A 24,327-nucleotide genomic window follows, 5' to 3' on the forward strand; every position below is an offset into this window, starting at 1 on the left:
AACATCCCGGTGACGGCGGTGGTGTTTCATAACCGGCAGTGGGGCGCGGAGAAGAAGAACCAGGTGGACTTCTATAACCGGCGTTTCGTAGCCGGCGAGCTGGATAACCAGAGCTTTGCGGAGATCGCCAAGGCCATGGGCGCTGAAGGGATCGTGGTGAACCGGCTCGAGGACGTGGGCCCTGCGCTCAAGCGTGCGATCGATTTGCAGATGAATCAAGGCAAGACCACCATCATCGAGATCATGTGTACGCGTGAGCTCGGCGATCCGTTCCGTCGTGATGCACTCGCTAAGCCCGTGCGCATGCTCGATAAGTACAAAGACTACGTGTGAACGTTCCAGTTTCCGTGGGCTCATCAGGCTCTCGTGAAACCCGACGTGCAGGAAATGGACCACTGCCGTTTCCTGCATCAGTCCACCGTCTTTTGGCAACCGTGACCGAGTGACCCATGAAGCTGATCAACCGCATCATCGAGCGCGCTCGCATTCATCCTATGCGCATCGTACTGAGCGAGGCGGAGGACCCGCGGATTCTCCAGGCGGCGCAACGCGTGACCGAAGAACGCATTGCCCGCGTGATTCTGGTGGGGGATGTCCCACGCATTCTTCAAGTGGCGGCCAATGAGGGTGTCGATCTGGCCGGCATCGAACTGGTGGACCCATTCACTTCGCCGCTCGGACCATCCTTATTCCTATGCCTCTTCGAACTGCGATCCGGCAAGGGCATGACGCTGGACGAGGCGAAGCGGGAAGTGCTTAAACCGCTTTGCTTTGCTAACCTGATGGTGCGCCTTGGTCATGCCGATGGTTCTGTATCAGGCGCAGTCAATACCACCGCCGACGTGGTTCGCACCGCTATCCAGATCATCGGCATCGATCCATCGTTCAAGCTGGTTTCCAGTTTCTTCCTGATGATGTTGTGCGAACCTTTCCACACGCTCAAGGGTGGGCTTATCTTTTCCGATTGCGGGTTGGTGGTGGACCCGAATGAGGATGAACTGGCTCAGATCGCCATGGCCGCAGCGGATAGCGCGCAGACCCTTCTGATGGATGAACCACGCGTGGCCATGCTGTCATTCTCGACGAGCGGCAGTGCCCGGCATGCGGCGGTCGACAAGGTGGTGGAGGCAACGCGCCTGGTCAGGCAGCAGCGCCCGAACCTTGCTATCGATGGCGATGTGCAGCTCGACGCGGCGCTCGTCGCCGAGATCGCAGAACGCAAGATAGATCACTCGAACGTCCACGGCCGGGCAAACGTGCTGATCTTCCCGAGTCTGGAGGCCGGCAATATCAGCTACAAACTGGCGGAAAGGGTGGGTGGCGCAAAGGCGATCGGCCCGCTTTTGCAGGGCCTTCGAAAGCCCGCCAACGATCTGTCACGCGGCTGCAGCGCAGAGGATATTTATTACGTCATTGCCGTGACCGTGGTGCAGGCGCAAGCGACATTGGATGCCACACAAGCACTCGCAGACTCTCGCATCGACAATCACCCGTCGTGCTGATGCACGGCTGGCTACGGCGCCTTGCAAAAGATGCAGATGATAACGCTCGAGACGCGTCAAGACGCCACTTCAACGGACGCTCATACCCGGCATTGAGTCCAGCGAACTCGGGACCAAAATTTCCGCTGCTCAGTGGACCTTTTCAGCCGCCTGGAAAATCCGCCCACGCACGATACCGATAGCCTGCTTGAGAGCATAAACGTCCTGAAAATAACGCTCAGGCATCCTTATCTGGCTAGCATGCGCATCGATGCTCTCGATTTCTTCGCGCCATTGCGCAATTTTGTCCGGGGTCGGTTGCGGAGTTCTCCATATTTCATCTTCCAGCGATTTGATTTCCTTATACCAGACCACGAGCCGGTTTTTTATCCGCGTCTGTGCCATGCGCGGTAATGCCTGCAGCAAGCCTATCAGCAAGGCCATGAAGGGCAGCAGGATCAGCAGTCGCCTTTCGATAAAGCTGGCCAGCCAGAACGGAAGGTATCTCTGCAGGAAAGGGCGGCCGGATTTGAAATAGCGCGTGCTTTCGTCGGAGATAGGAAATTCATCGGTGTTCAGGTTGGGAAACGCGCCGAGCGGGGTGAAGTAATCTTCACCGCCGTGAACGGTTTTGGCCGCCTCCAGCAGCAGGTAGGCGAGAGCAGGGTGCAGGGTGTCCTTGGACACAAGCAGGGCTGTTGCGGCCAGCAGGGTGACATCAGTCTGCGGAAGATCGTTGACGATGCTGGTCGACGCACGCGGAAAAATAATCTTGGAAAGTGACGGGAATTTTTGCACCAGGGCGTCGGCCTGGGCAAAACTCATCAATTTCAGATTGCTATTAAGCAACGTTTGCTGCGTGGAAGCATCGGGCCTGCCGATAAAGAAAGCGGCATCCAGAGTACCATTTTCGAGGTCTTGATATGCCTTGGATGCGTCCATTTCCAGCAGCTTGGTGTTGTTGCCGGTGATGCCGCTATAAGAAAGCAATACCTGGGCAACGTTGAGCAGACCGCTGCCGGGAACGCCTATGGCAATCCTTTTGCCGCGTAGCTGTGCCAGCCGGTTAATCGTTGTATCGGTCGCATCGCCACGATAAAAAACCCAGATCGGTTCATATGAAACGGCAGCGATCGTCTGCAGGTCGTCCGTCTCTTTCGGTCGGGTGGTGCCTGACTGGATAAAGCCCACTTCATATTCGCTATCAGGATCCTTCAGTCGCTGATAGTTTTCGATCGAGCCCGAAGAACTGCGGATATCAAGGGTTATGCCGTCGCGTTTCAGAAGGGGGGCATACCGATCCGCGAAGCCACGATAGATACCGTTGTCCGCCCCGGTTGTAATGACGATGGTGTGCTGGATGGCGGGCTTGAGTAAGGTCGCCAACCCCCAGCCGAGTGCGGCGATCAGCAGTATGGCGCCAATGGTGAGAAGCCGCCTGCGCCCCGGTGTGATGGGGGCTTTCTGGCTACGATGAAGCGCTGGGTTGTGCCTGGGCATTGCTCGGCCTCTCTCGTCAGGTCTCTCAGGCCCGGGCTGCGGCACCTGAAGGCATGTCCTTTACGAATGGATGGGCATGCTCTGGGAGGAGAGCATGTCGAAAGTCGATGGAACAAAGCCCGCCGTCGATCAACAAATTTTCCCACCGCCTGTATAGGTCATCTTTATCATATTATCCTTGTTGCGACCGTCGACATTACGTTGCACGGTCCACCTTTGGCAAGAGTCCACCTGAATTGCCAACTGTTCCGGGCAACCTGCAGGGCTGCAGGACTCGATCACCAGTCTCGTCAAACGGCATTGAAAACTGCGCCCGTGCACTATTATAATTTGGATAACTTATCAAGGCTGTTCGCCCGATCACGGCGAATGCTGTCATCGAGACCGTGGCGCTGATTGCCGTTTGCCTGGGGGTCGGCTCGGCGCTCGCATTGTGGCTGGCAGGCACAGCGTTCGAGTTACCCGCGTTCGTGTGCGTTTTGTTCGTCGGCGTTAGTCTGCGCAACGGCCTTTCCCTGCCGGGCTGGTATGAGGTCTTCGAGGACGAAGTATCGCTGGTTGGAAATGTCAGCCTCGGACTGTTCCTCGCGATCGCGCTGATGAGCCTGCGCTTAGGGGAACTGGCCTCGCTCGCGCTGCCGCTCTTCGCCATCCTGGTCGTGCAGGCGATCGCCACAGATAGTCAAACCCACAAGCCGGCTTTCCAGTTGCTGTCTCTCCAGCCGGCAACCGAGTGAAAAAGCAAATCGATGGCCGGCTGCGAGGGCGCCTGATTAGCTGAGCGCGTAGCGTTCGAGCCAATGCGCGTAAGGTGCGGGCAGCGTCCACGATGGGCGAGCAATACCGAGCTTCTTCGCGGCGTAGTACGGCCAGTGAGGATTGGCCAGATTTGCCCGGCCGACCATGACGAGATCGAGCTGGCCTTCGCGGACTACGTTATCGGCGAGTTCCGGTGTATCGATTCCCCAAGCCGACGATACAGGCAGTTGCGCCTCACGCCGCACGCGGTGCGCAATAGGCGCGAGGAACGCGGGCGCCCACGGAATGTTGGCGGTCGGCGTAGAAAAACCCACGCTGACGCTGAGCATGTCGAGCCCTTCACGCTTGAAATTTTTCGCCAGCTCGATCGACTCCGCGAGGGTTTCCTCATCGCGGCCGTCATATTCGATTACGCCGAAACGAGCCGTCAGCGGCAGATGCTCGGGCCATACTTGGCGCACTGCAGCCAGCGTCTCCAGCATGAAGCGGCTGCGGTTCTCGAGGCTCCCGCCATAGGCATCGTCGCGTTGATTGGAGTGCGTCGAGAAAAAGCTCTGACCGAGATAGCCGTGGGCGAAGTGCAGTTCCAGCCATTCAAAACCCGCATCGAGTGCTCGTTTTGCAGCATCTACAAAATCCTGGCGAACGCGGGCGATATCGTCGAGTGTCATCGCTTTGGGTACCTTGGGCAAGGCGGCCCCGAAGGCAATAGCCGAGGGAGCGATAGTGTCCCAGCCGCGCGGATCGTCTTCGCTGATGTGGTCGTCGCCTTCCCACGGCCGGTTGGCGCTGGCCTTGCGACCTGCGTGGGCGATCTGGATCCCCGGCACGGCGCCGGCTGCCTTGATCGATGCAACAACGGGTACGAACGCCTGCGCCTGCTCGTCATTCCAGATGCCAGTGCATCCCGGGGTAATCCGGCCTTCAGGGGATACGGCCGTCGCCTCGACGATAACCAGGCCGGCGCCACCGCGCGCGAGACCCGCCAGATGCACGCGATGCCAGTCGTTGATCAGGCCGTCGACAGCGGAGTACTGGCACATCGGCGGGATCGCGATGCGGTTGCGCAACGAGATGTCTTTGAGTTTGAAGGGTTCAAATAGTGCGGGCATGGGGCAGGCTCCGTGGAATAATCTAGTTCGATTGTTCGATATAAATCGAACTATCGATTATCACAGAAACCGGTACCATCTGCAGTATGCGCATATATAACCATCCTGAGCCCGAGGGCTTCACCCTCCAGCGGATCTTCAACGCCTTGAGTGACCCGGTGCGTCTCGACATCGTGCTGCATTTGTCGCATGTCACCGAAGCCACCTGCGGGGAGCTCGACGGGGGCCGCCCGAAATCGAGCATGTCCCATCACTTCCGCATTTTGCGCGAGGCGGGTCTCGTGCAAACCCGCGTGGCCGGCACGGTTCATCAGAACACGTTGCGACGTGCCGAACTCGACAGCAGGTTTCCGGGACTCATGGACGCCATCCTCAGCCAGACTCCCTGACGAGCTTGCTGATCACTTGACCGGCGCCGCCAACCGCGCGTCTTTTGTCAAGGTGGCGGATGCGCGTACCTTGCGCCTTCACAAGCCGCTGACGAACGCGTGAGTTCGCTCATAGCGGCACGGGCCTTCGCCGCGCTTGCAGATTGAAATCCATAACTTAAAAGGAATGATCGATGGCCCGACTGCTTCCCGACGCGCTCACCGCGCTTGCTGTTGACTCGTTGCTTGCGGCCGGCGCATTGCCCTCGACCGCACAATCGACGGCCCGTGCGCTTGTTTACGCTGACCTGCGCGGGTTGTCGTCGCATGGGGTATCGCGTCTGCCGATGTATTGCGCGCAACTCAGGAATGGCCGCGTTGATCCGTTGGCGCAACCGGGCATTGTCTCGGATCGCGGTGCGACCGTGCTGGTCGACGGCGCGGATGGACTCGCTTATCCCGCCTGCGATCTCGCGACCAGTGCGTTGATCGAACGCGCGCGGCAGTTCGGCAGCGCGGTGGCAGGCGTCAGGCGCAGCCATCATTTCGGCGTCGGCGCCGCACATGTGCAGGCGCTTGGGGCTGCGGGCATGGTCGGTCTTGCGTTCAGCAACTCGCCTGCGGCCATGCCCGCGTGGGGCGGTCGGAGGGCGCTCTTCGGCACCAACCCCATTGCCGCCGTCTTCCCGCGCCGTCACGCGGAACCGCTGGTGATCGACCTGGCGCTCTCGCAGATTGCGCGCGGCAAGGTCGCCATTGCCGCCCGCGACGGCAAGCCCATTCCTGAGGGCTGGGCGACCACCCGCGACGGCCACCCGACAACCGATGCCCGTGCCGCCCTCGACGGCATGATGCTGCCGTTCGGCGGGGCGAAGGGTGCGATGCTGGCGTTGGTCGTCGAGTTGCTGGCAGCGGCGCTGACCGGCGCGAACTTCGGTTACGAAGCCGGTTCGTTCCTGACGGAGGAGGGCGAGCGGTCTCGCATTGGTCATTTATTCTGGGCGATCGATCCGGGCGCACTGGCCGGCGACGACACCTATCTCTCACGAGTGGAAACGCTGATCGAAATGATGCTCATGGACGACGACGTCCGGCTTCCGGGCTATCGGAGAGAACGTCTTGCCGAAGCGTCGGAACAGGAAGGTGTTGAAATTCCCGATGCACTGATCGCGCAACTGAAGGCAAATTGAAACCATCAGCGTAGCGGATAGTTCCTCTCGCAAATCGCGATTTCCCTTGGCGACCGGCGGCGATTAGGATGGTCACGATCGGATCGGTACCGCTTCGACATACCGGAAGCCGCGAGGGAGAACCAGCATGGAACATCACGCCCGCACGCAGAACGAGCGGCTTGAGATCAAGACGACCACCTGCTACATGTGTGCTTGTCGCTGCGGCATTCGCGTGCATTTGCGCGAAGGCGAAGTGCGTTATATCGATGGCAACCCGGAACACCCGCTCAACCAGGGCGTGATCTGCGCGAAGGGCGCGTCCGGCATCATGAAGCAATATTCGCCCGCTCGCCTCACGCAGCCATTGATGCGCAAGGCGGACGCCGAGCGTGGCAGTGCGCAGTTCGAACCGGTGTCATGGGAAGTCGCATTCGAGATCCTCGAAAAGCGCCTTGCCGGGATTCGCGCTACCGATCCAAAGAAGTTCGCGCTGTTTACCGGCCGCGACCAGATGCAAGCGCTGACAGGTCTCTTTGCCAAACAGTTCGGTACGCCTAACTATGCGGCCCACGGCGGCTTTTGTTCGGCGAACATGGCGGCCGGCATGATCTACACGATCGGCGGCTCGTTCTGGGAATTCGGCGGTCCCGATCTCGACAGCGCCAAACTGTTCTTCATGATCGGCACGGCGGAAGATCATCATTCGAATCCGCTGAAGATCGCGATCTCGAAGTTCAAGCGCGGGGGCGGACGCTTTATCGCGATCAATCCCATACGCACCGGTTACGCCGCTATTGCCGACGAATGGGTGCCGATCAAGCCCGGCACCGACGGCGCCCTGTTCATGGCGTTTCTTCACGAGTTGATTGCAGCCGACGCCTGGGACCACGAGTTCGTGCAGCGCTATACGAACGCCGCCGACCTCGTCGATCTCAACGAAGGGAGTGAGAACTTCGGCCTGTTCGTGAGCGACCCCGGCACACCTGCCGGCAATCCGCTGTTTCCGCAAAATCACGCGTGGTGGGATGCTGAAGCAGCGCGTGCCGTGCCGCATCATTCGCCCGGCGTGAGGCCCGCGCTCGATGGCCGCTATACGCTTGAGGACGGCACGCCCGTCGCGCCGTCGTTCACGCTGCTGCGCGAGCGCGTGGCGGATTGCACGCCCGAGTGGGCCGCTGACATTACGGGCATTCCCGCTGCCACCATTCGTCGCCTCGCGCAGGAGATGATCCAGACGAGCCGCGATCACCGGATCACGCTGCCCATTCGCTGGACCGATGCATGGGGCACGACCCACGAAACTGTCACGGGTAATCCCGTCGCGTTTCACGCCATGCGTGGGCTCGCGGCGCACTCCAACGGCTTCCAGTCGATCCGCGCGCTCGCGGTGCTGATGTCGCTGCTGGGCACTATCGACCGGCCGGGCGGCTTTCGGCATAAGGCGCCGTTTCCGCGTGCCGCGCCGCCATCGGCGAAACCGCCGAACAGCCCCGATGCCGTCAAGCCGAACACACCGCTTGCATCGGGACCGTTGGGCTGGCCCGCAGCGCCCGAAGATCTTTTCATCGATGAAAACGGCGGCCCCGTTCGCATTGATAAAGCGTTCTCGTGGGAGTACCCGCTTGCCGTGCATGGTGTGATGCATAGCGTGATCACCAACGCGTGGCGAGGCGATCCGTACCCCATCGACACGCTCATGATCTTCATGGCCAACATGGCCTGGAATTCGTCGATGAATACGACGAAGGTGCGCGAGATGCTCGTCGACAAAAACGCGAATGGTGACTACAAGATTCCGTTTCTCGTGGTGTGCGATGCGTTCCAGTCGGAGATGACGGCGTTCGCCGACCTCATCCTGCCGGATACGACTTACCTTGAACGCCATGATGCGATGTCGATGCTCGATCGTCCGATCTCCGAATTCGACGGTCCAGCCGATTCCGTACGCGTGCCGGTCGTGCCGCCTTCGGGGCAGTGCAAGCCGTTCCAGGAAGTGCTGATCGAACTCGCGTCGCGGCTGAAGTTTCCGGCCTTCACCACGGCCGAAGGCACGCGGCGCTTTCGTGATTATCCTGACTTCGTGGTCAATTTCACGACGACACCCGATTCCGGGGTAGGGTTCCTGATTGGATGGCGTGGCAAGGACGGGGACAAGGCGCTCGTCGGCGAGCCGAATCCGAAGCAGTGGGAGCAGTATGCGAAGAACAACTGCGTGTTCCATCACGTGATGCCCGAAGACCTGCAGTACATGCGCAACTGCAACGGGCCGTATCTGGACTGGGCGGTGAAAAACGGGTTCCGCAAGTTTCGCGAGCCTATCGTTATCCAGCTTTATTCCGATGTCATGCAGAAGTTTCGTCTCGCGGCGCAAGGGCGAACGAAAGGCAGGCAGCCTCCTGATCACTTGCGCGAGCGTGTCGAAAAATACTTCGATCCGCTGCCGTTCTGGTATGCGCCGCTTGAAAGCGACTCGACCGATCTTGAGCGCTTCCCGCTTGCCGCGGTGACGCAGCGGCCGATGGCGATGTATCACTCATGGGACTCGCAGAATGCGTGGCTGCGGCAGATCCATGGCGAGAATTATCTCTACATGAATCCGTTGATGGCCGCAGAGAACGGCATTGCTGACGGCGGCTGGATTTACGTTGAATCACAGTGGGGCCGCGTGCGCTGCATGGCTCGCTTCAGTGAAACGGTTGAACCGGGGACGGTATGGACCTGGAATGCGATCGGCAAGGCGTCGGGTGCATGGAACCTCGGCGCGAGCGCGAGTGAATCGCAACGTGGTTTCCTGCTCAATCACCTGATCACCGACGAGCTGCCCGGTGCAGATGAAGCCGCCGGGCGTCTCTCGAACTCGGACCCGATAACAGGACAGGCTGCGTGGTACGACGTGCGCGTGCGGGTCTATCCGGCGGAGGCCGACGCGCAGCACACGCTGCCGCAGTTCGACGCCATGCGTGCGCTGCCGGGCTCGAATGGCGTGATATCGCGGATCGTGCAGACCTACTTCGCCGGGCAAGGCGAATTTGCGGCACGGCTGCGCGGCGCGGTAGGGCGCAAGTAGCGACTCTAAGAAGCAACTGCGAGAAGTAAGGGGAAATGCAATGACTCAGATGGCGCTGGTGATCGACCTGAACGTGTGCGTGGGGTGCCATGCTTGCGTGACGAGTTGCAAGGAGTGGAATACATCGGGCGAGTCGGGCAGCCTTGCCGACCTGAATCCCTACGACGCCGATCCGTCCGGCACGTTCTTCAATCGCGTCCAGAGCTTCGAGGCGGGCAGTTATCCGAACGCCGAGACTATCCATTTCCCGAAGTCGTGCCTGCACTGCGAGGACCCGCCGTGCGTGCCGGTGTGTCCAACCGGTGCGAGCTACAAGCGCAAGGAAGACGGGCTCGTGCTGGTGGACTTCGATAAATGCATCGGCTGCAAGTACTGCGCGTGGGCGTGTCCGTACGGTGCACGCGAACTGGACGAAGAGCGCAAGGAGATGACGAAGTGCACCTTGTGCGTGGATCGTATCCATGACGAAAACCTCTCCGAGCGCGATCGACAACCGGCATGCGTGCTCGCGTGTCCGACCTCCGCGCGATTGTTCGGGGATATCCACGATCCGGAATCGGTGGTGTCGAAGGCGATCAAGGAGCGCGGCGGTTATCAGTTGATGCCTGAATGGGACACCAAGCCCGCGAACCATTATTTGCCGCGCAAGACGACGTCGGCTTCGGGTTGTGGAGAGGGCAGTTGTTCGTGCAAGACGGGTTCGGCTGAGTCCATGCCGCAAACCGTGGACGCGCAACTTGAGCGTGGGCAACTGCATCTTGCGTCGGTCGCGACGCGCATCTAAAGGACTCCGCAATGAACCCCGCTTTCTCAGTCGTCTTCCTCACCACGCTAAGTGGCGCCGCGCAGGGCCTGCTGATCGCGCTCGTCGGCGTGGAGACGGCAGCGTATCTTGGTCTTCTTGCAGCGCCGCCGACGGCGTTTTATGTCACGGGTGCAGGGTTGTCGGTAGCACTCGGCGGCCTCGGACTCATCGCCTCGTTCTTCCATCTCGGGCATCCCGAACGCGCGTGGCGGGCGGTCGCCATGTGGCGGACCTCGTGGTTATCGCGCGAATGCCTGTGCCTGCCCGCGTTTCTCGCGTGCGCGTTTTTCTATGGCGTCGCTCACTGGTTCGGCTCGCCATGGTCGCTCGCGCTGGGGGCGCTGGGCGTGCTCGCGAGCGCCGCACTCTTTGTTTGCTCGGCCATGATCTATGCATGCCTGCGCTTTCTCCAGGAGTGGGCCACGCCGCTCACGCTGGCCAACTTCGTCTTGCTTGGCTGCGCGTCCGGGTTCACACTGGTCACCGCACTCAGTGCGTGGTTCGCGCCTCCACTCACCGCCGGCCTTGCCGCCTGCGCGTGCGCGCTGACGCTTGCCGGTTGCGCGAGCCGGTCGGCATCCCTTGTGCGCAATGCACGACTGCGGCCCAAGTCCACCGTGCAGAGCGCGACCGGAATCAAGAACGCTAAGGTCGTCCAGGTATCGCGCGGTTTCACGGCCGGCGCATTCAATCTGCACGAGTTCTTTCACGGTAAATCGGCAGGTACGCTGCGCGGGGTCAAGTGGGGATTCCTTGTGACAGCGTTCGTTGCTCCCATTGTGCTGATGGCGTTGGGCGCAGGCGTGCATTCGATCGGCATTTCAGTCGTCCTGCTGGCCGCAGCGTGTCTCGTGCAGTACGCCGGCCTGGTGGCGGAACGATGGTTCTTCTTCGCCGAGGCGAAGCATCCGCAAAACCTGTATTACGCGCGAGTGGGATGACACCTGGCTTGGCGGTGAGGCGCGGTCTGATCGTGCACGAGACCGCCACAGCGGAGCAAATTGCTCCCTTCAAAACCATGCATGCGAAACGATCGGCGGGATGTTGAACCGCTGAATCATCTCGCGCGCTCAATACACGCGTGAAATATTGCGTAAGGCCTTGAGAAGGTCGCCTCCTGTTCGATCGGTTCATTCGCTCGAAAACAAGGATCATCCCGTTGACGAACTCAGACTTCAGGCATGCGCCCAAGCAACGCTCTCGCATAGGCGGTGGCGAACCGCGCTTGGGGGCGACAGGTATCGCAGACGTGAGCGATGAACCGTGAATATTTTTACGCGTCATCAGAAGTGCTTCCTGAAGTCGGCGTGCGACCGTTCGTTTCAAGGCTACCGCTTAAAAGCTTAGCCGGGCGAATGGAGGGCATTGCGTTCGATCACCGCAACTTCAACGATGAATCAACGGGGGCAGGAATGACCAAGTCAGGAAAATTGAAATCGAAACTGTTCAACGTAAGGCGCGCTGCCGGGGCCGCCACGCTGGCGTTATTGCTTTTGGGCAGTGGTTTTTCCGGATCCGCGCAGGCCGCGAGCTTCCATTGCGGCAAGAAGGTCTCAAGCTCGGAAAAGCTCGTTTGCAACGATCCCGAACTGTCGTCTCTCGACGACAAGCTGGCGATCTCGTACAAGCGCGCGAAAGACGTTACGCCCGATACGGCAGCTTTTGAGGACGACCGGGTCAAGCAGTGGCAGTGGCGCCAGCACAACTGCAAGGACAAGGTCTGCGTGATCAACTGGTACAACCGTCGCATCAGTGAGCTCGATGCAGACTTCAATCAGGGAAGCGAGAACCAGGTGACCGTGCTTAAGGCCAGCCTTGCTCAGCAGAATCTGGTGCCCCCGGCTCAAGCTGCCGTGTTGAGGATGAAAGGCGACGCAGGTTCCTTATCTATGCAATAGCATGCAGACGCTGCTTGTCTGATGAAGGTATCTTGTGCGCAGGACTTCCCTGGCCGGCAGCAACTGTCGTGAGCGCGTAATGCCTGCCTTATGGTGGTTGATCTGGCTGGGGCCGAACCAACAATCGCTTGGTTCTCGGCCCCAGCATGCCTCGCGCGACTGCTCTACGGCTTGGCGCAGGATGTCGCTAGGGTTGATTTACTTAGTCCCGGGCTGTTCAAACGGGGACCGCGGCAAGGGCTCGCCGTCCACGAACGCCGTGGCGCTGCGCACAGCGAACTCGAAGGCACAGTCACGATTGGCGAACTGTCCAAGATTGCCAAGAGAAGTCGCTTCGCCATCCTCCTCCAAAATGGAAACGCGTGCGAGGAAGGTGTTGCCTAGTCTTGTTACCGACGGTTGAATAGCCGCACCATGGTGATAAAAGACCATCGCATCTCCTTTCATTGATTGTCGAGCTTCGATCACTGTAGTCCTGCCATTCGCCGATCAAAAATATTAATTTTTTGTGCGCTGGGCACATAATTAAAAGCAGAAACCCAGCACTTGGATAATCGGTACGTTCGTCCCGATCCGCGCACGCGAGCACGCTGAAAGCGGCAGTGGAGGGGGAGGTGGGAACATAAAACGATCGAATGGAGAGTTTTTTGAATCTACGCGGGTCAAGCGACCGTTCTGTGACGCAAGAGCTCGCAGACTGATCGAAGCGCGCGCGACGAACGCCCGTGCGCTGTAAACCTAGCCGTCGCACGAGACATAAACTCGCAGCAGAATTCAGCGCCGGATCACGTCTTCACGAGTAGTCGCATCGTGAACATGGCTTCATTGGCAATACGCAGAACCCATTGGCTGGTCGCTGAAGGGCAAGCCTGCGTCGGTCGACACGCATCGCAGCGTAATTGACATCATTGTGCTGGAGAATGAGGGCGCGACCGCAACTGGTGTCCCGGTTATATCGAGCCCGGGTTGCTTGAGTCGCACCCGCGCAGCTAACGACGCTGCTATAAGGATCATCCAATCGAATGCGTATTCTTCGGCCTCTCATGCTTCAGTTCGTGACCGACGACCCTGGTGCGCTGTTCGCGCGATATAACCCCCCAGGTTCACCGGGCACGTAATCAGCCTGACAGAGGGGAAGCGCCTGACGATGTCGGCGGTGCCGTCGGTCGAGCCGTTATCGACCACGATAACCTCGGCGAGCAGTGGATGTACCGTTGCAACGGCCAACACCGTGCCGATCCGTGGGGCTTCATTAAACGCGCAAATGATGCATGAGACACGGTGGCGTTGGACGATGTGGAGAGGGCAGTCATGCGGGACGGCAGAAGAGCGATTGGAGAAGCGGCACCAGGATGCCGCTAAGGCGCGGGTACTGAGCGCGACTTGCGATCTGGCATCCTACCGCATGCAGCGGCAACGCGTTCCGCGAGCCTGAGGCATCCTGGTGAGGGCGCCTGCTGAAGCTTATTGCCTGCGTCGCCTGGCTAGCATTCTCTAATCATGCTTTGGTCCGGTGATTGTTGTGCCGGCGTACGCATTAAGCGCAGGCGTATTGCGCCCAGCGCGGAGAGACAGCAGAGACAGCAATGGCTATTCACTACCCGGATGCACGCTCGTGCCGTCGGCTACCTCGGCTTCGAGATAACCCCGGCCCATCTCCTTGGCAAAGCGCGCCGGATTACCTTCCCAGACTATGCGGGCGTGCTCGAGCACGTAGACGCGATCGGCGTGCGGCAAAGCAAAGGTGACGTTCTGCTCGCCCAGCAGCACGGTTATCGGCGTTGTCTGTTGCAGTCTTTCCAATGCCTTCGAGAGTTGTTCCAGGATCACCGGTGCGAGCCCCAGGGTCGGCTCGTCCAGGACCAGGAGTTTGGGTTGCATCATGAGCGCGCGTGCAATGGCCAGCATCTGCTGTTCGCCGCCGGAAAGCGTGCGTGCTGTCTGACCCTGCCGTGACTTCAGGATCGGGAATAGCTCGAAAAGCCAGGTCAGCTGTGGCAATCGTGCGCCGGAGGGGAGGTGATAACCGCCGAGATCGAGGTTTTCACGCACGGTCATGTCTCCGAAGAGCTCGCGGGTCTCGGGGCATTGGACTATGCCGGCGCGAGCAACTGCCGCCCCTGTCATGCCGTTCAGGTCGCGTCCGCCGAAGCGGATCCTGCCTTGGTAGGGCAGCAGCCCGGAAATTGCGTTGAACAGAGTCGTCTTACCCGCACCATTAAGTCCTACTACTGAAACGAACTCGCCTTCGCGAACATGCATACTGACCGTGTCCAACGCACGGGCCTTGCCGTAGAACACGCTGAGGTCCTGAACCTCCAGGATCGACACCTTGCTGCGTGCCTCGTCAGGCGGACGCTCCCTGGTTTCGATCTTGCCGCCTATATAAACTCGCCGGACGGTTTCATCCTGCATCACCTCCTCGGCAGTGCCTTCTGCAACATGCTCGCCAAGATACATGGCCAGTACACGATCGACCAAGGCCGCCAGACTCTTGACGTTGTGATCGACCAGCAGCACCGCGCGGCCCTCGGCGCGAAAGCCCCGGATCAGTGCAGCGAAGGATTCCGACTCAGCCGCATTCAGCCCGGCAAAGGGCTCGTCGACCAGCACCACTTTGGGATCCCGCGCGATGGCCTTGGCCATTTCCATTCGGCGCAGATCGGCGAAAGGAAGGCTGGAGGGATGGCGGTGCATCACCGCGCCGAGCTCGACCCGTTCTGCGATTTCACGAGCGCGGCGCTCGACGTGTGGATCGGCGAACAGCTTGATCAGGGAGTCGGGCAGAAGCGCCAGCTTGATATGTTCGAGTACCGTTTGCCGATGCAGCGGCCGCGAGTGCTGGAACACGATACCGACACCGGCTCGCGCAATCCTGTGTGGCGCCCAGCCAGCCATTTCCACGCCGTCGAGCTTGACCGAACCTGCATTGGGCCGTTCGATGCCCATGATCAGCTTCATCACAGTCGATTTGCCCGAGCCGTTCGGACCGATGAGACCGAGGATTTCGCCGGCCTGGATGTCGAAGCCGATACCCTTCACGGCCAGCAAGCCGCCGAAGCGCTTGGTCAGGCCGCGTACCTGGAGGCGAGGGGTATCGGTACCGCTCATTCCCGCTCCCTGGCCGTGACACGCAGCAGATTGCCGAGAAGGCCGTCCGGAAAGAACAAAATGACGGCCAGCGCCACGGCCGCGACCACGAAGGTGTTGATCTGGCCAAGGGGGCGCAGGAATTCGCCGGCCACGATCAGAAACACCGAGCCGAGCACGGCGCCAAGTATGGTGCGCCGGCCGCCGAGCACGGCAGCGATGATGATCTGGACGCCCACGCCCAGGTCAACCACGGTGCTGACCGACGCGGTGCCCTGATAGAAAATCAGCATGGCCCCGGCGACACCCGAGAACACCGCGCTGATGCAAAACGCCGCGAGCTTGTGCTTCGTAACGTTGAAGCCAAGCGCTTGCGCGCCAACGGCGTCCTGGCCGCTCGCCTGCAAAATGAGTCCGATCGCCGAACGCGACAAGCCAAACAGAATGATCGCGCAAACAATCAGAAAGGCGAGTGCATACCAGTAGTTGTCTTCCGCGCGCACGGACAGGACGTCGGGTACCGTCATGCCGATCTCGCCACCGGTCACGCCCGCGAAAATCACGATGCAGTTCTGCAGCAACAGCACGGCGACCAGTGTGACGAGACCGAAGTAGGGACCGCGCAAGCGCAGCGCAGGCAGGGCGAGCAACAGGCCCCCGATCAACGCGACCAGCCCCCCGGCGATGATGCAGACCGGGATCGGCGGCCCCCACTTGGCATCAAGTATGGCGGCTGTATAAGCACCCAGGCCGATCAGGAACGTGGGGCCGAAGTTGACCTCGCCGGCGAAGCCGAACAGCAGGTCCCAGGCCATCGAGAAGACGCCGAAGTAGTAAGCAACCGTCAGGACGCCGAGCACGTAGCCGGACAGCCACCAGGGCAGGGTAGCCGCCACTGCCGCCAGCAGCAGCGCGGCCCAAAGCACAGGGGAGCGAAGCAGGTTCGTCATGGTGGCTTCCCAAGCTAGCGCCGGCCCAGCAAGCCCTGAGGCCGTACATAGACCACGAGCACGAGCAACAGGAGCGCGGGCAGGGGACGCAGCGTGGGTGCGATCAGATACGCAGTAATGGTCTCCAGATAGCCCACGACGTACGCCGCCATCAGCGAGCCCGAGACACTGCCAAGACCGCCGAGGACCACGATCGAGAAGGCGCTTGCCGTGAGCTGGCCGGTGTTGTTGGAACTGACGCCGAGGAACGACGCCAGTAGCACCCCAGCGACCCCGGCAAGCACGCCGTAGATGGTCCACGCCAGCAAGTAGACGCGAGCGAGCTCGAAGCCGAGCAGCGTCAGCCCGCGTGGGTTGATCGATGCGGCGAGCAGTGCCTTGCCTGCGCGCGTACGGTTGACGAACAGCCAGAGCAAGCCGATTACGACCCAGCAGATCACCGCGATCATGATTTCGTTAAGCGGGGTGCGTACGCCGGCAATGCTGACTACACCAGCAATCAGCGGACGCATGGTCACCGGGTTGTCGGTGAAGAGATAGGCCATGCCCTGCTGGATCATGATGCCCCACAGCAGAGTGCCGGTGAGCACGAAGATCTCTTTCTCCTCGCGGGGAATCGCGGCTGAGCGCTGGATGGGCCGCACGACCATGAGATAGGTCACATAGGCGCAGGCCAAGCCCGACAGCACGCCCAGCAAAGTGCCGAGATAGGTGCCAATGCGGGCCTCGCCCGCGAGCATCCAGCCCATCAGCGCGGCAACCAGCATGACGCCCCCGTGCGCGAGATTGAGGACGCCCGATACGCCGAAAATCAGCGTGAAACCAATCGCCCCCAGCGCGTACAGGGAGCTGATGGCAAAACCGTCGATCAAGATTTGCAGCCAGACCATTCCCGCCCCTTGTGGCCCGGCAAGTGACCGGATCCCTTGAACGACGTAGTGAATGACGTACTTGAATGAGCAGCGGCCGTGATCCAGATTCATCTGGAGCGCGGCCGTTTTTCGTTTTCGGGGCTAGTTGGCCGCAGCTTGCTGCAGCTTGATGAAGGACGGGAATTTGACCGTCGCGTTGGCTACGCTCTTCGGCCAGATTGCTACTTGCTTGCCATCCTGCCACTGGAGATTGATACCGGTAATGTAGCCCGGGCCGTACTTGAGGGCGTGCGTGAACTGGTCGTTTTTGCCATAGAACTGCCAGCGGCCTATCGTCCCTACATAGTCGGTCTTCTCGAGCGCGTCGACCATCTTGTCCGGATCGGTTGCACCCTGGTTTCGCTTGATGGCGTCCGCGAGGATGTAGACCAGGTCGTAGCTCGTGAACCCGCAATAGGCCGGAGAAACGCCGAACTGCTTGGTGTAGGCATCGACGAACGGCACCGTCTTCGGCGTTATGGCAATGCCCGGAGCCGCGGCGCTCGCCGTAATGACACCTTCGGTGGCACCGTTGGTGTCCTTCCAGAAACTGCTGGTCGTGGCCTGCGAACTTTGGCCGCTCATGGGGATCGGTACTTGCTGGTCATGCCATTGCACGGTCGGTTGAACGCCTACATGGCTGATGCCCGTGGTGATTGTGTCGGGGTGCTTGCTTTCGATCTGATTGAAGATCGGCGTGAAGTCCGACGTGTCTGGGTTGAAGCGAATGTGGTCGAGCACCTTGAGCCCGGCTTTCGGCAGACATTCGAGGAAACGCTCGTCGAGCGGTTTGGTCCAGGCGGCATCTTCGCTCATCACGACGGTCGTCTTCATGTGGAACTGGCCCACCAGGACGTCGTGCGAGAAGTCGCAGATCGACTGGGCGATAAACGCCGACGTCATCCAGCCGTGAAACGTGTATTTGTAGTTGTTGTAGTCATCGTGGACGTGCTTGGAAATATCGTTGCTCGCCGCGCCGGGCGTGATGAAGGGCATCTTCAGGCGTGCCGACCAGGGTTCCATCGCGAGTGCTACCTCGCTGATGTAGCTGCCGATCACGGCAACGACCTTGTCCTGGGTAGCCGCACGCTGGAAGGCGCGGACCCCGTCGGATGCAGAGGAGTGATCGTCGTAGGCGATGATCTGGATCATCCGGCCGTCTACGCCGCCATGAGCGTTGATCTCATCGGCTGCAAGCTGGGCCGCCTTGGTAATCGATGCGCCGGTTACCGCAGACTCCTCGCCAATAACCCCGATCTTGATGGGATCTCCCGCAGCGTGAGCCGAAACGGCGACGCCGAGCGACGCAAACGCTGTACCCACCCGAATGAGGCCGCACAGGCGCTGCCACGTTGAATTCTTGGACATCGTGGGTTCCCCGTTTCTTTTGTCGTGGAGGAGCACCTGTCAGAAGACATCGCGGTAAATAAGTAGGTGCGCAAATAACAATAGCATTCGCACAGAAGTCCGACATTGGTAGTAACGATGATGGGTTCGGGTACAGGCACGACGCCTGGGAATATGAGCAGGGAATTGAAGGGGGTGGACTGAGCAAACGAACTGACAGCCGGTGGTGGGCCAGGTGAGATGTCTGAAGCGGGTGGTTCGTGCGTGCGTCAGGTAGGCGCGTCAATTTCAGATCGCTACCTTCATCACGCTCGATGAAGGACGGATGTCAAACGTTGCTCGATTCCGTCGTTGACGTTTGACGATGGAATAATGATTCGTTATCCTATTTTTTAAGAAGTCAGTCAATACCCATTGGCCCACGTGCGTCAAGTGTGCATTCTCGCGGGAAGGGTCCTTCTCGGTAACACCCGTCCCCGGCTTGATCCGCGACCATTCAGGTAGCTGCGCGCAGCGCCGCCTCTTTCACATAGTCAATAAACAATGCGGGCCCGGGCTCCGGTTGGTCACCCCGTTTCAGCGCGAGTACGTCTGAGACAAGGCGATTGCTTTTCATCGGCCTGAAGACTACGCCCCTGTCAGGAGAGCTGCGCAATGCCTGAGGAACCAGTGCGATACCCATTGCGCGACCGACCATGGTCACGACGGTCTGCCAAAGCCTGACTTCGTGACGAATGCGCGGACTGAAGCCGGCTTCCACGCAAAGCGCAATGATCAGGTCGTGGTAATGAGGCGAGACCTGGCGCGGGAAAAGGATGAAGTCATCCTGCGATAGCTTACGCAGATCGATGATCTTGTTTGACGCCAGCCGGTGATGTTCCGGCAAGCAGCAGACAAACGGTTCAGTGACAATAGGGACCGAGACAACACCCGCCGGCAGATCGCACCAGTAGGCGCACCCGACGTCGATCTGCATTCGTTGGAGTGCAGGGACCTGTTCGTTCGTATTCATCTCGGTCAGGACAATCTCGAGTGCCGGATGATCGGCTTCGAAGCGCTTCACGGCTTCCGACAGGCCCCTGTACAGCATGGAATTGACGAAGCCGACGCGAAGCCGCCCGGCGAGCCCTTGCGCTGATCGCACCGTCAGCCGCTCAGCTTGCGCGGCCTGCTGCAACAGGTTGCGCGCTTCGCTAAGTAACACTTGCCCTGAGTTGGTCAGTGCCACGTTCTTGTTGGTTCGGGCGAGCAATTGCACACCGAGCTGTTCTTCGAATTTACGAATCTCGAAGGAGAGCGCAGGTTGCGAAACGTGAAGCCGTTTTGCCGCCCGGCCAAAGTGCAGCTCTTCCGCCGCCGCGACAAAAAACCGGAGTTGCCTGAGTTCCATGACCTTTTCCCATCGATAAGCTGCGTTTATCGTACCAAACAAAACCGGTATTAGACGATTATCGATGTGACGCCTAAGCTTGGGAAAACTGCAAAAACGTGGAGACAGCATATGGGCGTCATGGAGCGCGGGCCGGTCATTGGCCAGTCGAATATTCCCGACAGCCGGGGCACCAATTTCTACTGCAGCGATCCGGGCTTTGGGTCGCTGTTGCGTGTGTACCTCGGCCAATCTGCTTACGAGACCCTTGAGCCGAAACTGATCGATCTAGGTCGCCGCGCTGCGGACGAACTTGATGCGCTGGCCGCAACGGCCGACAAGAACCCGCCGGCGTTACGCCACCGGACACGGCGTGGCGAAGATCTCCAATCGATCGACAAACATCCCGCTTACGTCGAACTCGAGCGGATCGCTTATTCCGAGCTCGGACTTGCGTCCATGAGTCATCGCGGTGAGGCCATTGCGCCGCTCGTGAAATACGCGCTGACTTTTCTTTTTGTCCAAGCCGAATTCGGTCTGTGCTGCCCGGTGAGCATGACGGATTCCCTGACACGCACGCTGCGCAAGTTCGGCTCCGCCGCCCTGGTCGAACGATTCCTGCCGAACCTGGTTTCGCAGGACTTCGACACCTTGTTTCAGGGCGCGATGTTCATGACCGAGCAAGCAGCCGGTTCCGACGTAGCGGGCATTACGACGCAAGCGCTGAGGACGGGTGACGAATGGCGGCTCACTGGCGATAAATGGTTTTGTTCCAACCCCGATGCAGACCTGGCGATGGTGCTCGCTCATGTCGATGGCGCTGCAGCCGGCATGAAAGGACTGGGGCTGTTCCTGCTTCCCAAGACCCTCGCTGATGGCACGCGCAATCATTATTGGATCGTGCGGCTGAAGGACAAGCTGGGTAGCCGCTCCATGCCGAGCGGCGAAATTATTCTCGACGGCGCTCATGCTTATCTGATCGGCGAGGTAGGACGCGGCTTTCATCAGATGGCCGACATGATCAACATGTCGCGGCTCTCCAACGGCGTGCGGGCGGCGGGACTGATGAGGCGCGCCGTCAATGAAGCGCTGCATGTTGCGCGCAATCGAGAGGCCTTTGGCGCCAAGCTCGTCGACCTGCCCCTGATGCAGCGTCAACTGGTCAAGATGATGTTGCCCACGGAGCAGGCCCGGTCCATGTTCATGCAAATCGCGATCAATCTGCCTCGCGCCGATGCGGGCGATGAGCAAGCAAAGAAGATCGTGCGCATCCTGACTCCGCTGATCAAGTTCCGGGCGTGCCGCGACGCGCGTCGCGTGACCGGCGACGCCATGGACGTGCGCGGCGGCGTGGGTTATATCGAGGAATGGAGCGACCCGCGGCTGGTACGTGACGCGCATCTCGGATCGATCTGGGAAGGCACCAGCAATATCGTGGCGCTGGACATTGCGCGCGCGGTCAGGCGCGAAGGCGCGCTCGGACCGCTGCAAGACTATCTCGCACGGCTGCTCGATGAAGCGCGATTGCCGCCACGCAGCCATGCGCTCTTCGCGTCATTGTTGGAGCGTGCTTGTAGCGCCATGCTGCGAGTCGCCCTCGGTGCCGACGGTGCAGATACCCAACGCGATGAATTCGTGCGCGAGGCAGGGACGGCGCTTTATCACGCGTGCACGGCGATCTTCATGGCAAGCGAAGCCTCAAAGCAGGCACCTGACTACAGAAGGCTGGGACTCGCCCACCTGATCGCCCGATACAAGCTTCTCCCGCGAGACCCACTTGCCATTGGCGCAGAGGACGACATGCAGGAAACCCTGGCGTTGATGGTAGCCGAGGTGCCGCTGTCGCTGGATGATGCGCTTCGACTGCTGCCGGAGCAAAGTGAGCAAGCATCATGAGCGCGAAAACAGGCGCCCTCCAGGGGCTGAAAGTCATCGATCTGAGTCGCGTTCTCGGTGGCCCGTATTGCACGCAGGCCATTGCCGATCATGGCGCTACCGTCATCAAGCTCGAACCTCCCGCAGGCGATGAAACGCGAGGCTGGGGACCGCCTTTTGTCGGAGAAACCGCGTCGTACTTCGAAGGGGTGAATCGCAACAAGCAGGGCATCGTGGTCGACCTCACGCGCGAAGAGGGCCGCGAGATCGTCCTGCAACTGCTGGCCGATGCAGATGTCCTGATCGAGAACTTCAAACCAGGCACGCTCGAGCGCTGGAACATGGGCTATCAGCAGGTACTGAAGTCGCGTTTTCCCAAACTCATCCATTGCTCGATCTCAGGTTTCGGCCCGGACGGCCCGCTTGGTGGCTTACCCGGCTACGACGCGGTCATCCAGGCGATGACCGGCCTCATGAGCGTGAACGGCGAAGCGGGAGCAGGGCCGTTGCGGGTGGGTTTGCCGATTGTCGACATGGTGACCGGGCTCAACGCGTTCGCCGGCATCCTTCTCGCGCTCCACGAGCGAGCCTTGAGCGGACTCGGCCAGTCGATCGATATTGCACTTTACGACTGCGGGGTATCCCTGCTTCATCCGCATCTGCCGAACTACTTCGGCTCCGGCAAGACGCCTGTTCGCACCGGCAACGCGCATCCGAACATTGCGCCTTACGACAGCTACCGGACCGGAAGCGAACCGATTTTCCTGGCCGTGGGAAATGATCGCCAGTTCTTGAAATTGTGCACGCACCTCGGTGCCTCACAACTTGCCGCCGATGCACGCTTTATCGACAACCGGACGCGCTGCGCGCATCGAGCAGAACTGAAAGAAGCGCTCGAAGCACTGCTTGTCACGCACGAATGCAGGGCCCTGGCTGCAATGCTGATCAGGGAAGGCGTGCCGTGTGGCCCCGTGCAAGGCGTCGACGATGTCGCGCGCCATCCGCACACGCTGCATCGAGAGATGGTGGTGGAGATGGGCGCGTATCGCGGAACCGGTACGCCGATCAAGTTGTCCCGCACGCCCGCGACGTATCGATCACGTCCACCCGCGCTTGGAGCCGACACGGTCGCCGTGCTGGATTCACTCGGTATCGACCAGGAAACGCAGGCGAAGCTGATTGCAGCAGGTGTGGTCAAAGCCCGATAAACCGCGCGAAGCGGACCGCTCGAGTCCGTGCGCAGAGCCTACACAGGAGACAAGCAAATGAACCCAGACGTACAGCACCCGGGACAGCGCCAGCCCGCGCGGGCCGCAGGTGCGGCATTCGTTGGCACTACGATAGAATGGTATGATTTCTACATCTATGCGACCGCTTCAGCGCTGATCTTCGGCAAACTGTTTTTTCCCTCGCATGATCCGTTTCTCAGTACCCTCGCTTCTTTTGCCACGTTCGCGGTCGGCTTCTTTGCGCGGCCGTTCGGCGGGCTGGTGTTCGGTCATTTGGGAGATCGCATCGGCCGGAAAAAAGCCTTGCTGACGACGCTGGTCATCATGGCGATCGGCACTGTCGGGATTGGTTTTCTGCCGACCTTCGAACGCATTGGCGTGTGGGCGCCCGTGTTGCTCATCGTGCTGCGGGTGGCGCAAGGTGTGGCGATTGGCGGTGAATGGGGCGGAGCAGTGCTGCTTGCGGGTGAGCATGCACCCGCGAAGCGCCGCACCTTCTTTGCGTCCTTTGCGCAGTTGGGGAGTCCCGCAGGGTTGATTCTGTCGCTGATCGCATTCCGGGTCGTTTCGTCGATGCCTGCCCAGGATTTTTGGAGTTGGGGATGGCGAGTCCCGTTTCTCGCGAGCGCGGTGTTATTGCTGGTCGGTCTGGTTATCCGCCTGGGTGTGGCCGAATCGCCCGCGTTCGAGCAGATGAAACTTGAACACAAGACCGTCAAGCTGCCGATAGCGGTCGTCGTGCGGGACGAATGGCGCACGGTCCTCCTCTGCCTGGGAGCGAACGTCATTGGCGTAGCGGGTGCGTGGTTCGTGAACACCTTCATGTTGAGCTACACCACGCAGACACTTCACTTCGACCGGGCAATGGTGCTGAGTTGTCTGTTCATTGTCGCAATCGTGCAGTTTTGCACCCAGCTCGCGTCTGGCTGGCTGGCCGATCGAATCGGTAACGTGCGCTTTCTTAAACGGGCTGCCTTGCTCGCGATGTTGTCACCGTATCCCATGTTTCTACTGGTCCAGACGGGCCGGCCTGTGGCCATTGTGATCGGCGTGGGGTTTGCCGTCATGTGCATGTCCAGTTCGTACGCGGTCATGGCGGGCTTCATGACCAGCGTTTTTCCAGTACGCGTGCGCTACTCGGCCATCTCTCTTTCTTATCAACTTTGCGCGGCGTTGGCGGGCGGATTGACACCGTTGATCGGAACGGTGCTCGTGCATCAGTACGCCGGGCAATGGTGGCCTCTGGCCGCGTTCTATAGCGTGCTCGCAGCCATCACGCTGATTTGCATCGCCCGATTGGAACGGCGGCGCAATGCAGGATCGCCCTCAATGGAACGAGCGTTTGTCGAGCCGCAGTCGTGAAACCAGATTCGTTCGACACGGAGCGCTGCCGG

General features: G+C 60.1%; 21 protein-coding genes. 12 read left to right on the top strand and 9 right to left on the bottom strand.

Translation table 11 applies throughout. The features are described from left to right. The coding region (locus BSU04_RS08700) for a thiamine pyrophosphate-dependent enzyme (protein ID WP_256982331.1) at positions 1-333 on the top strand (333 nt) is incomplete at its 5' end. Between the two features lie 116 nt (positions 334-449). Continuing rightward, on the top strand, positions 450-1,502 hold the full coding sequence (gene pta / locus BSU04_RS08705; RefSeq protein ID WP_089160242.1) for a phosphate acetyltransferase: 1,053 nt from the start codon (positions 450-452) through the stop codon (positions 1,500-1,502). 129 nt (positions 1,503-1,631) lie between these two features. On the opposite strand, the gene BSU04_RS08710 is transcribed toward pta, so the two are convergent. Then, positions 1,632-2,981, bottom strand: a complete 1,350-nt coding sequence (locus tag BSU04_RS08710) for a TAXI family TRAP transporter solute-binding subunit (RefSeq protein ID WP_089160243.1) — start codon at positions 2,979-2,981, stop codon at positions 1,632-1,634. 359 nt (positions 2,982-3,340) lie between these two features. Here BSU04_RS08710 and BSU04_RS08715 point away from each other — a divergent pair, with 359 nt between their 5' ends. Further along, positions 3,341-3,718 (top strand): sodium/glutamate symporter, encoded by a 378-nt coding sequence (locus BSU04_RS08715; RefSeq protein ID WP_256982347.1) that lies wholly within the window; start codon positions 3,341-3,343, stop codon positions 3,716-3,718. Between the two features lie 36 nt (positions 3,719-3,754). On the opposite strand, the gene BSU04_RS08720 is transcribed toward BSU04_RS08715, so the two are convergent. Beyond that, on the bottom strand, positions 3,755-4,852 hold the full coding sequence (locus tag BSU04_RS08720; protein ID WP_089160244.1) for an NADH:flavin oxidoreductase/NADH oxidase: 1,098 nt from the start codon (positions 4,850-4,852) through the stop codon (positions 3,755-3,757). An 86-nt stretch (positions 4,853-4,938) separates the two neighbouring features. Here BSU04_RS08720 and BSU04_RS08725 point away from each other — a divergent pair, with 86 nt between their 5' ends. From BSU04_RS08725 to BSU04_RS08750, 6 genes are all read left to right on the top strand, one after another. Then, entirely contained in the window at positions 4,939-5,241 is a 303-nt protein-coding gene (locus BSU04_RS08725) for an ArsR/SmtB family transcription factor (RefSeq protein ID WP_089160245.1), read from the top strand. Between the two features lie 173 nt (positions 5,242-5,414). Further along, on the top strand, positions 5,415-6,410 hold the full coding sequence (locus tag BSU04_RS08730; RefSeq protein WP_089160246.1) for an Ldh family oxidoreductase: 996 nt from the start codon (positions 5,415-5,417) through the stop codon (positions 6,408-6,410). 127 nt (positions 6,411-6,537) lie between these two features. After that, positions 6,538-9,459 carry a molybdopterin-dependent oxidoreductase gene (locus BSU04_RS08735; protein ID WP_089160247.1) on the top strand — a complete coding sequence of 974 codons (2,922 nt, stop codon included), beginning with the start codon at positions 6,538-6,540 and terminating at the stop codon, positions 9,457-9,459. 40 nt (positions 9,460-9,499) lie between these two features. Further along, positions 9,500-10,243 carry a 4Fe-4S dicluster domain-containing protein gene (locus tag BSU04_RS08740; protein ID WP_089160248.1) on the top strand — a complete coding sequence of 248 codons (744 nt, stop codon included), beginning with the start codon at positions 9,500-9,502 and terminating at the stop codon, positions 10,241-10,243. An 11-nt stretch (positions 10,244-10,254) separates the two neighbouring features. Next, positions 10,255-11,205, top strand: a complete 951-nt coding sequence (locus BSU04_RS08745; RefSeq protein ID WP_089160249.1) for a dimethyl sulfoxide reductase anchor subunit family protein — start codon at positions 10,255-10,257, stop codon at positions 11,203-11,205. Positions 11,206-11,520: 315 nt separating this feature from the next. Further along, on the top strand, positions 11,521-12,162 hold the full coding sequence (locus BSU04_RS08750; protein WP_144021166.1) for a lysozyme inhibitor LprI family protein: 642 nt from the start codon (positions 11,521-11,523) through the stop codon (positions 12,160-12,162). 198 nt (positions 12,163-12,360) lie between these two features. On the opposite strand, the gene BSU04_RS08755 is transcribed toward BSU04_RS08750, so the two are convergent. The 7 genes from BSU04_RS08755 to BSU04_RS08785 form a co-directional block, all read right to left on the bottom strand. Beyond that, positions 12,361-12,594: a hypothetical protein gene (locus BSU04_RS08755; RefSeq protein WP_031361641.1), complete on the bottom strand. Its 234-nt coding sequence runs from the start codon at positions 12,592-12,594 to the stop codon at positions 12,361-12,363. Between the two features lie 609 nt (positions 12,595-13,203). Continuing rightward, positions 13,204-13,458 (bottom strand): glycosyltransferase family 2 protein, encoded by a 255-nt coding sequence (locus BSU04_RS08760; protein ID WP_089160251.1) that lies wholly within the window; start codon positions 13,456-13,458, stop codon positions 13,204-13,206. A gap of 294 nt (positions 13,459-13,752) precedes the next feature. Further along, positions 13,753-15,273 carry an ATP-binding cassette domain-containing protein gene (locus tag BSU04_RS08765; protein WP_089160252.1) on the bottom strand — a complete coding sequence of 507 codons (1,521 nt, stop codon included), beginning with the start codon at positions 15,271-15,273 and terminating at the stop codon, positions 13,753-13,755. Continuing rightward, positions 15,270-16,202, bottom strand: a complete 933-nt coding sequence (locus BSU04_RS08770) for a branched-chain amino acid ABC transporter permease (RefSeq protein WP_089160253.1) — start codon at positions 16,200-16,202, stop codon at positions 15,270-15,272. The genes BSU04_RS08765 and BSU04_RS08770 overlap by 4 nt, the downstream gene beginning before the upstream one ends. 14 nt (positions 16,203-16,216) lie before the next feature. Continuing rightward, entirely contained in the window at positions 16,217-17,185 is a 969-nt protein-coding gene (locus tag BSU04_RS08775; RefSeq protein ID WP_256982332.1) for a branched-chain amino acid ABC transporter permease, read from the bottom strand. A gap of 30 nt (positions 17,186-17,215) precedes the next feature. Further along, positions 17,216-18,481 carry an ABC transporter substrate-binding protein gene (locus BSU04_RS08780; protein WP_089160254.1) on the bottom strand — a complete coding sequence of 422 codons (1,266 nt, stop codon included), beginning with the start codon at positions 18,479-18,481 and terminating at the stop codon, positions 17,216-17,218. Between the two features lie 475 nt (positions 18,482-18,956). Further along, a complete protein-coding gene (locus BSU04_RS08785) occupies positions 18,957-19,850 on the bottom strand; it encodes a LysR family transcriptional regulator (RefSeq protein WP_089160255.1) in 894 nt (297 codons plus the stop codon). A 111-nt stretch (positions 19,851-19,961) separates the two neighbouring features. Between BSU04_RS08785 and BSU04_RS08790 the strand changes: the two genes are divergently transcribed. Genes BSU04_RS08790 through BSU04_RS08800 form a run of 3 tightly spaced genes read left to right on the top strand, consistent with a single transcriptional unit; the run spans position 19,962 to position 24,295 of the window. After that, complete coding sequence (locus BSU04_RS08790; RefSeq protein ID WP_089160256.1) at positions 19,962-21,725, top strand: acyl-CoA dehydrogenase family protein; 1,764 nt, start codon at positions 19,962-19,964, stop codon at positions 21,723-21,725. Then, positions 21,722-22,912 (top strand): CaiB/BaiF CoA transferase family protein, encoded by a 1,191-nt coding sequence (locus tag BSU04_RS08795; RefSeq protein ID WP_089160257.1) that lies wholly within the window; start codon positions 21,722-21,724, stop codon positions 22,910-22,912. The genes BSU04_RS08790 and BSU04_RS08795 overlap by 4 nt, the downstream gene beginning before the upstream one ends. A 57-nt stretch (positions 22,913-22,969) precedes the next feature. Continuing rightward, the gene (locus tag BSU04_RS08800) at positions 22,970-24,295 is read left to right on the top strand and encodes an MFS transporter (protein WP_089160258.1); all 1,326 of its coding nucleotides are present in this window, start codon (positions 22,970-22,972) and stop codon (positions 24,293-24,295) included. Positions 24,296-24,327: the final 32 nt, after the last annotated feature.

The sequence above is a fragment of the Caballeronia sordidicola genome (assembly GCF_002220365.1).
Classification (GTDB): domain Bacteria; phylum Pseudomonadota; class Gammaproteobacteria; order Burkholderiales; family Burkholderiaceae; genus Caballeronia; species Caballeronia sordidicola_C.

What these genes read in the sequence shown, in the direction of transcription:
- BSU04_RS08735 (WP_089160247.1), top strand. Translation starts at nt 6,538, where the DNA reads ATGGAACATCACGCCCGCACGCAGAACGAGCGGCTTGAGATCAAGACG.
- BSU04_RS08780 (WP_089160254.1), bottom strand. Translation starts at nt 18,481, where the DNA reads ATGTCCAAGAATTCAACGTGGCAGCGCCTGTGCGGCCTCATTCGGGTG.
- BSU04_RS08710 (WP_089160243.1), bottom strand. Translation starts at nt 2,981, where the DNA reads ATGCCCAGGCACAACCCAGCGCTTCATCGTAGCCAGAAAGCCCCCATC.
- BSU04_RS08725 (WP_089160245.1), top strand. Translation starts at nt 4,939, where the DNA reads ATGCGCATATATAACCATCCTGAGCCCGAGGGCTTCACCCTCCAGCGG.
- BSU04_RS08775 (WP_256982332.1), bottom strand. Translation starts at nt 17,185, where the DNA reads ATGAATCTGGATCACGGCCGCTGCTCATTCAAGTACGTCATTCACTAC.
- BSU04_RS08745 (WP_089160249.1), top strand. Translation starts at nt 10,255, where the DNA reads ATGAACCCCGCTTTCTCAGTCGTCTTCCTCACCACGCTAAGTGGCGCC.
- BSU04_RS08755 (WP_031361641.1), bottom strand. Translation starts at nt 12,594, where the DNA reads ATGGTCTTTTATCACCATGGTGCGGCTATTCAACCGTCGGTAACAAGA.
- BSU04_RS08730 (WP_089160246.1), top strand. Translation starts at nt 5,415, where the DNA reads ATGGCCCGACTGCTTCCCGACGCGCTCACCGCGCTTGCTGTTGACTCG.
- BSU04_RS08750 (WP_144021166.1), top strand. Translation starts at nt 11,521, where the DNA reads ATGAACCGTGAATATTTTTACGCGTCATCAGAAGTGCTTCCTGAAGTC.
- BSU04_RS08740 (WP_089160248.1), top strand. Translation starts at nt 9,500, where the DNA reads ATGACTCAGATGGCGCTGGTGATCGACCTGAACGTGTGCGTGGGGTGC.
- BSU04_RS08785 (WP_089160255.1), bottom strand. Translation starts at nt 19,850, where the DNA reads ATGGAACTCAGGCAACTCCGGTTTTTTGTCGCGGCGGCGGAAGAGCTG.
- BSU04_RS08765 (WP_089160252.1), bottom strand. Translation starts at nt 15,273, where the DNA reads ATGAGCGGTACCGATACCCCTCGCCTCCAGGTACGCGGCCTGACCAAG.
- BSU04_RS08720 (WP_089160244.1), bottom strand. Translation starts at nt 4,852, where the DNA reads ATGCCCGCACTATTTGAACCCTTCAAACTCAAAGACATCTCGTTGCGC.
- pta (WP_089160242.1), top strand. Translation starts at nt 450, where the DNA reads ATGAAGCTGATCAACCGCATCATCGAGCGCGCTCGCATTCATCCTATG.
- BSU04_RS08790 (WP_089160256.1), top strand. Translation starts at nt 19,962, where the DNA reads ATGGGCGTCATGGAGCGCGGGCCGGTCATTGGCCAGTCGAATATTCCC.
- BSU04_RS08800 (WP_089160258.1), top strand. Translation starts at nt 22,970, where the DNA reads ATGAACCCAGACGTACAGCACCCGGGACAGCGCCAGCCCGCGCGGGCC.
- BSU04_RS08795 (WP_089160257.1), top strand. Translation starts at nt 21,722, where the DNA reads ATGAGCGCGAAAACAGGCGCCCTCCAGGGGCTGAAAGTCATCGATCTG.
- BSU04_RS08770 (WP_089160253.1), bottom strand. Translation starts at nt 16,202, where the DNA reads ATGACGAACCTGCTTCGCTCCCCTGTGCTTTGGGCCGCGCTGCTGCTG.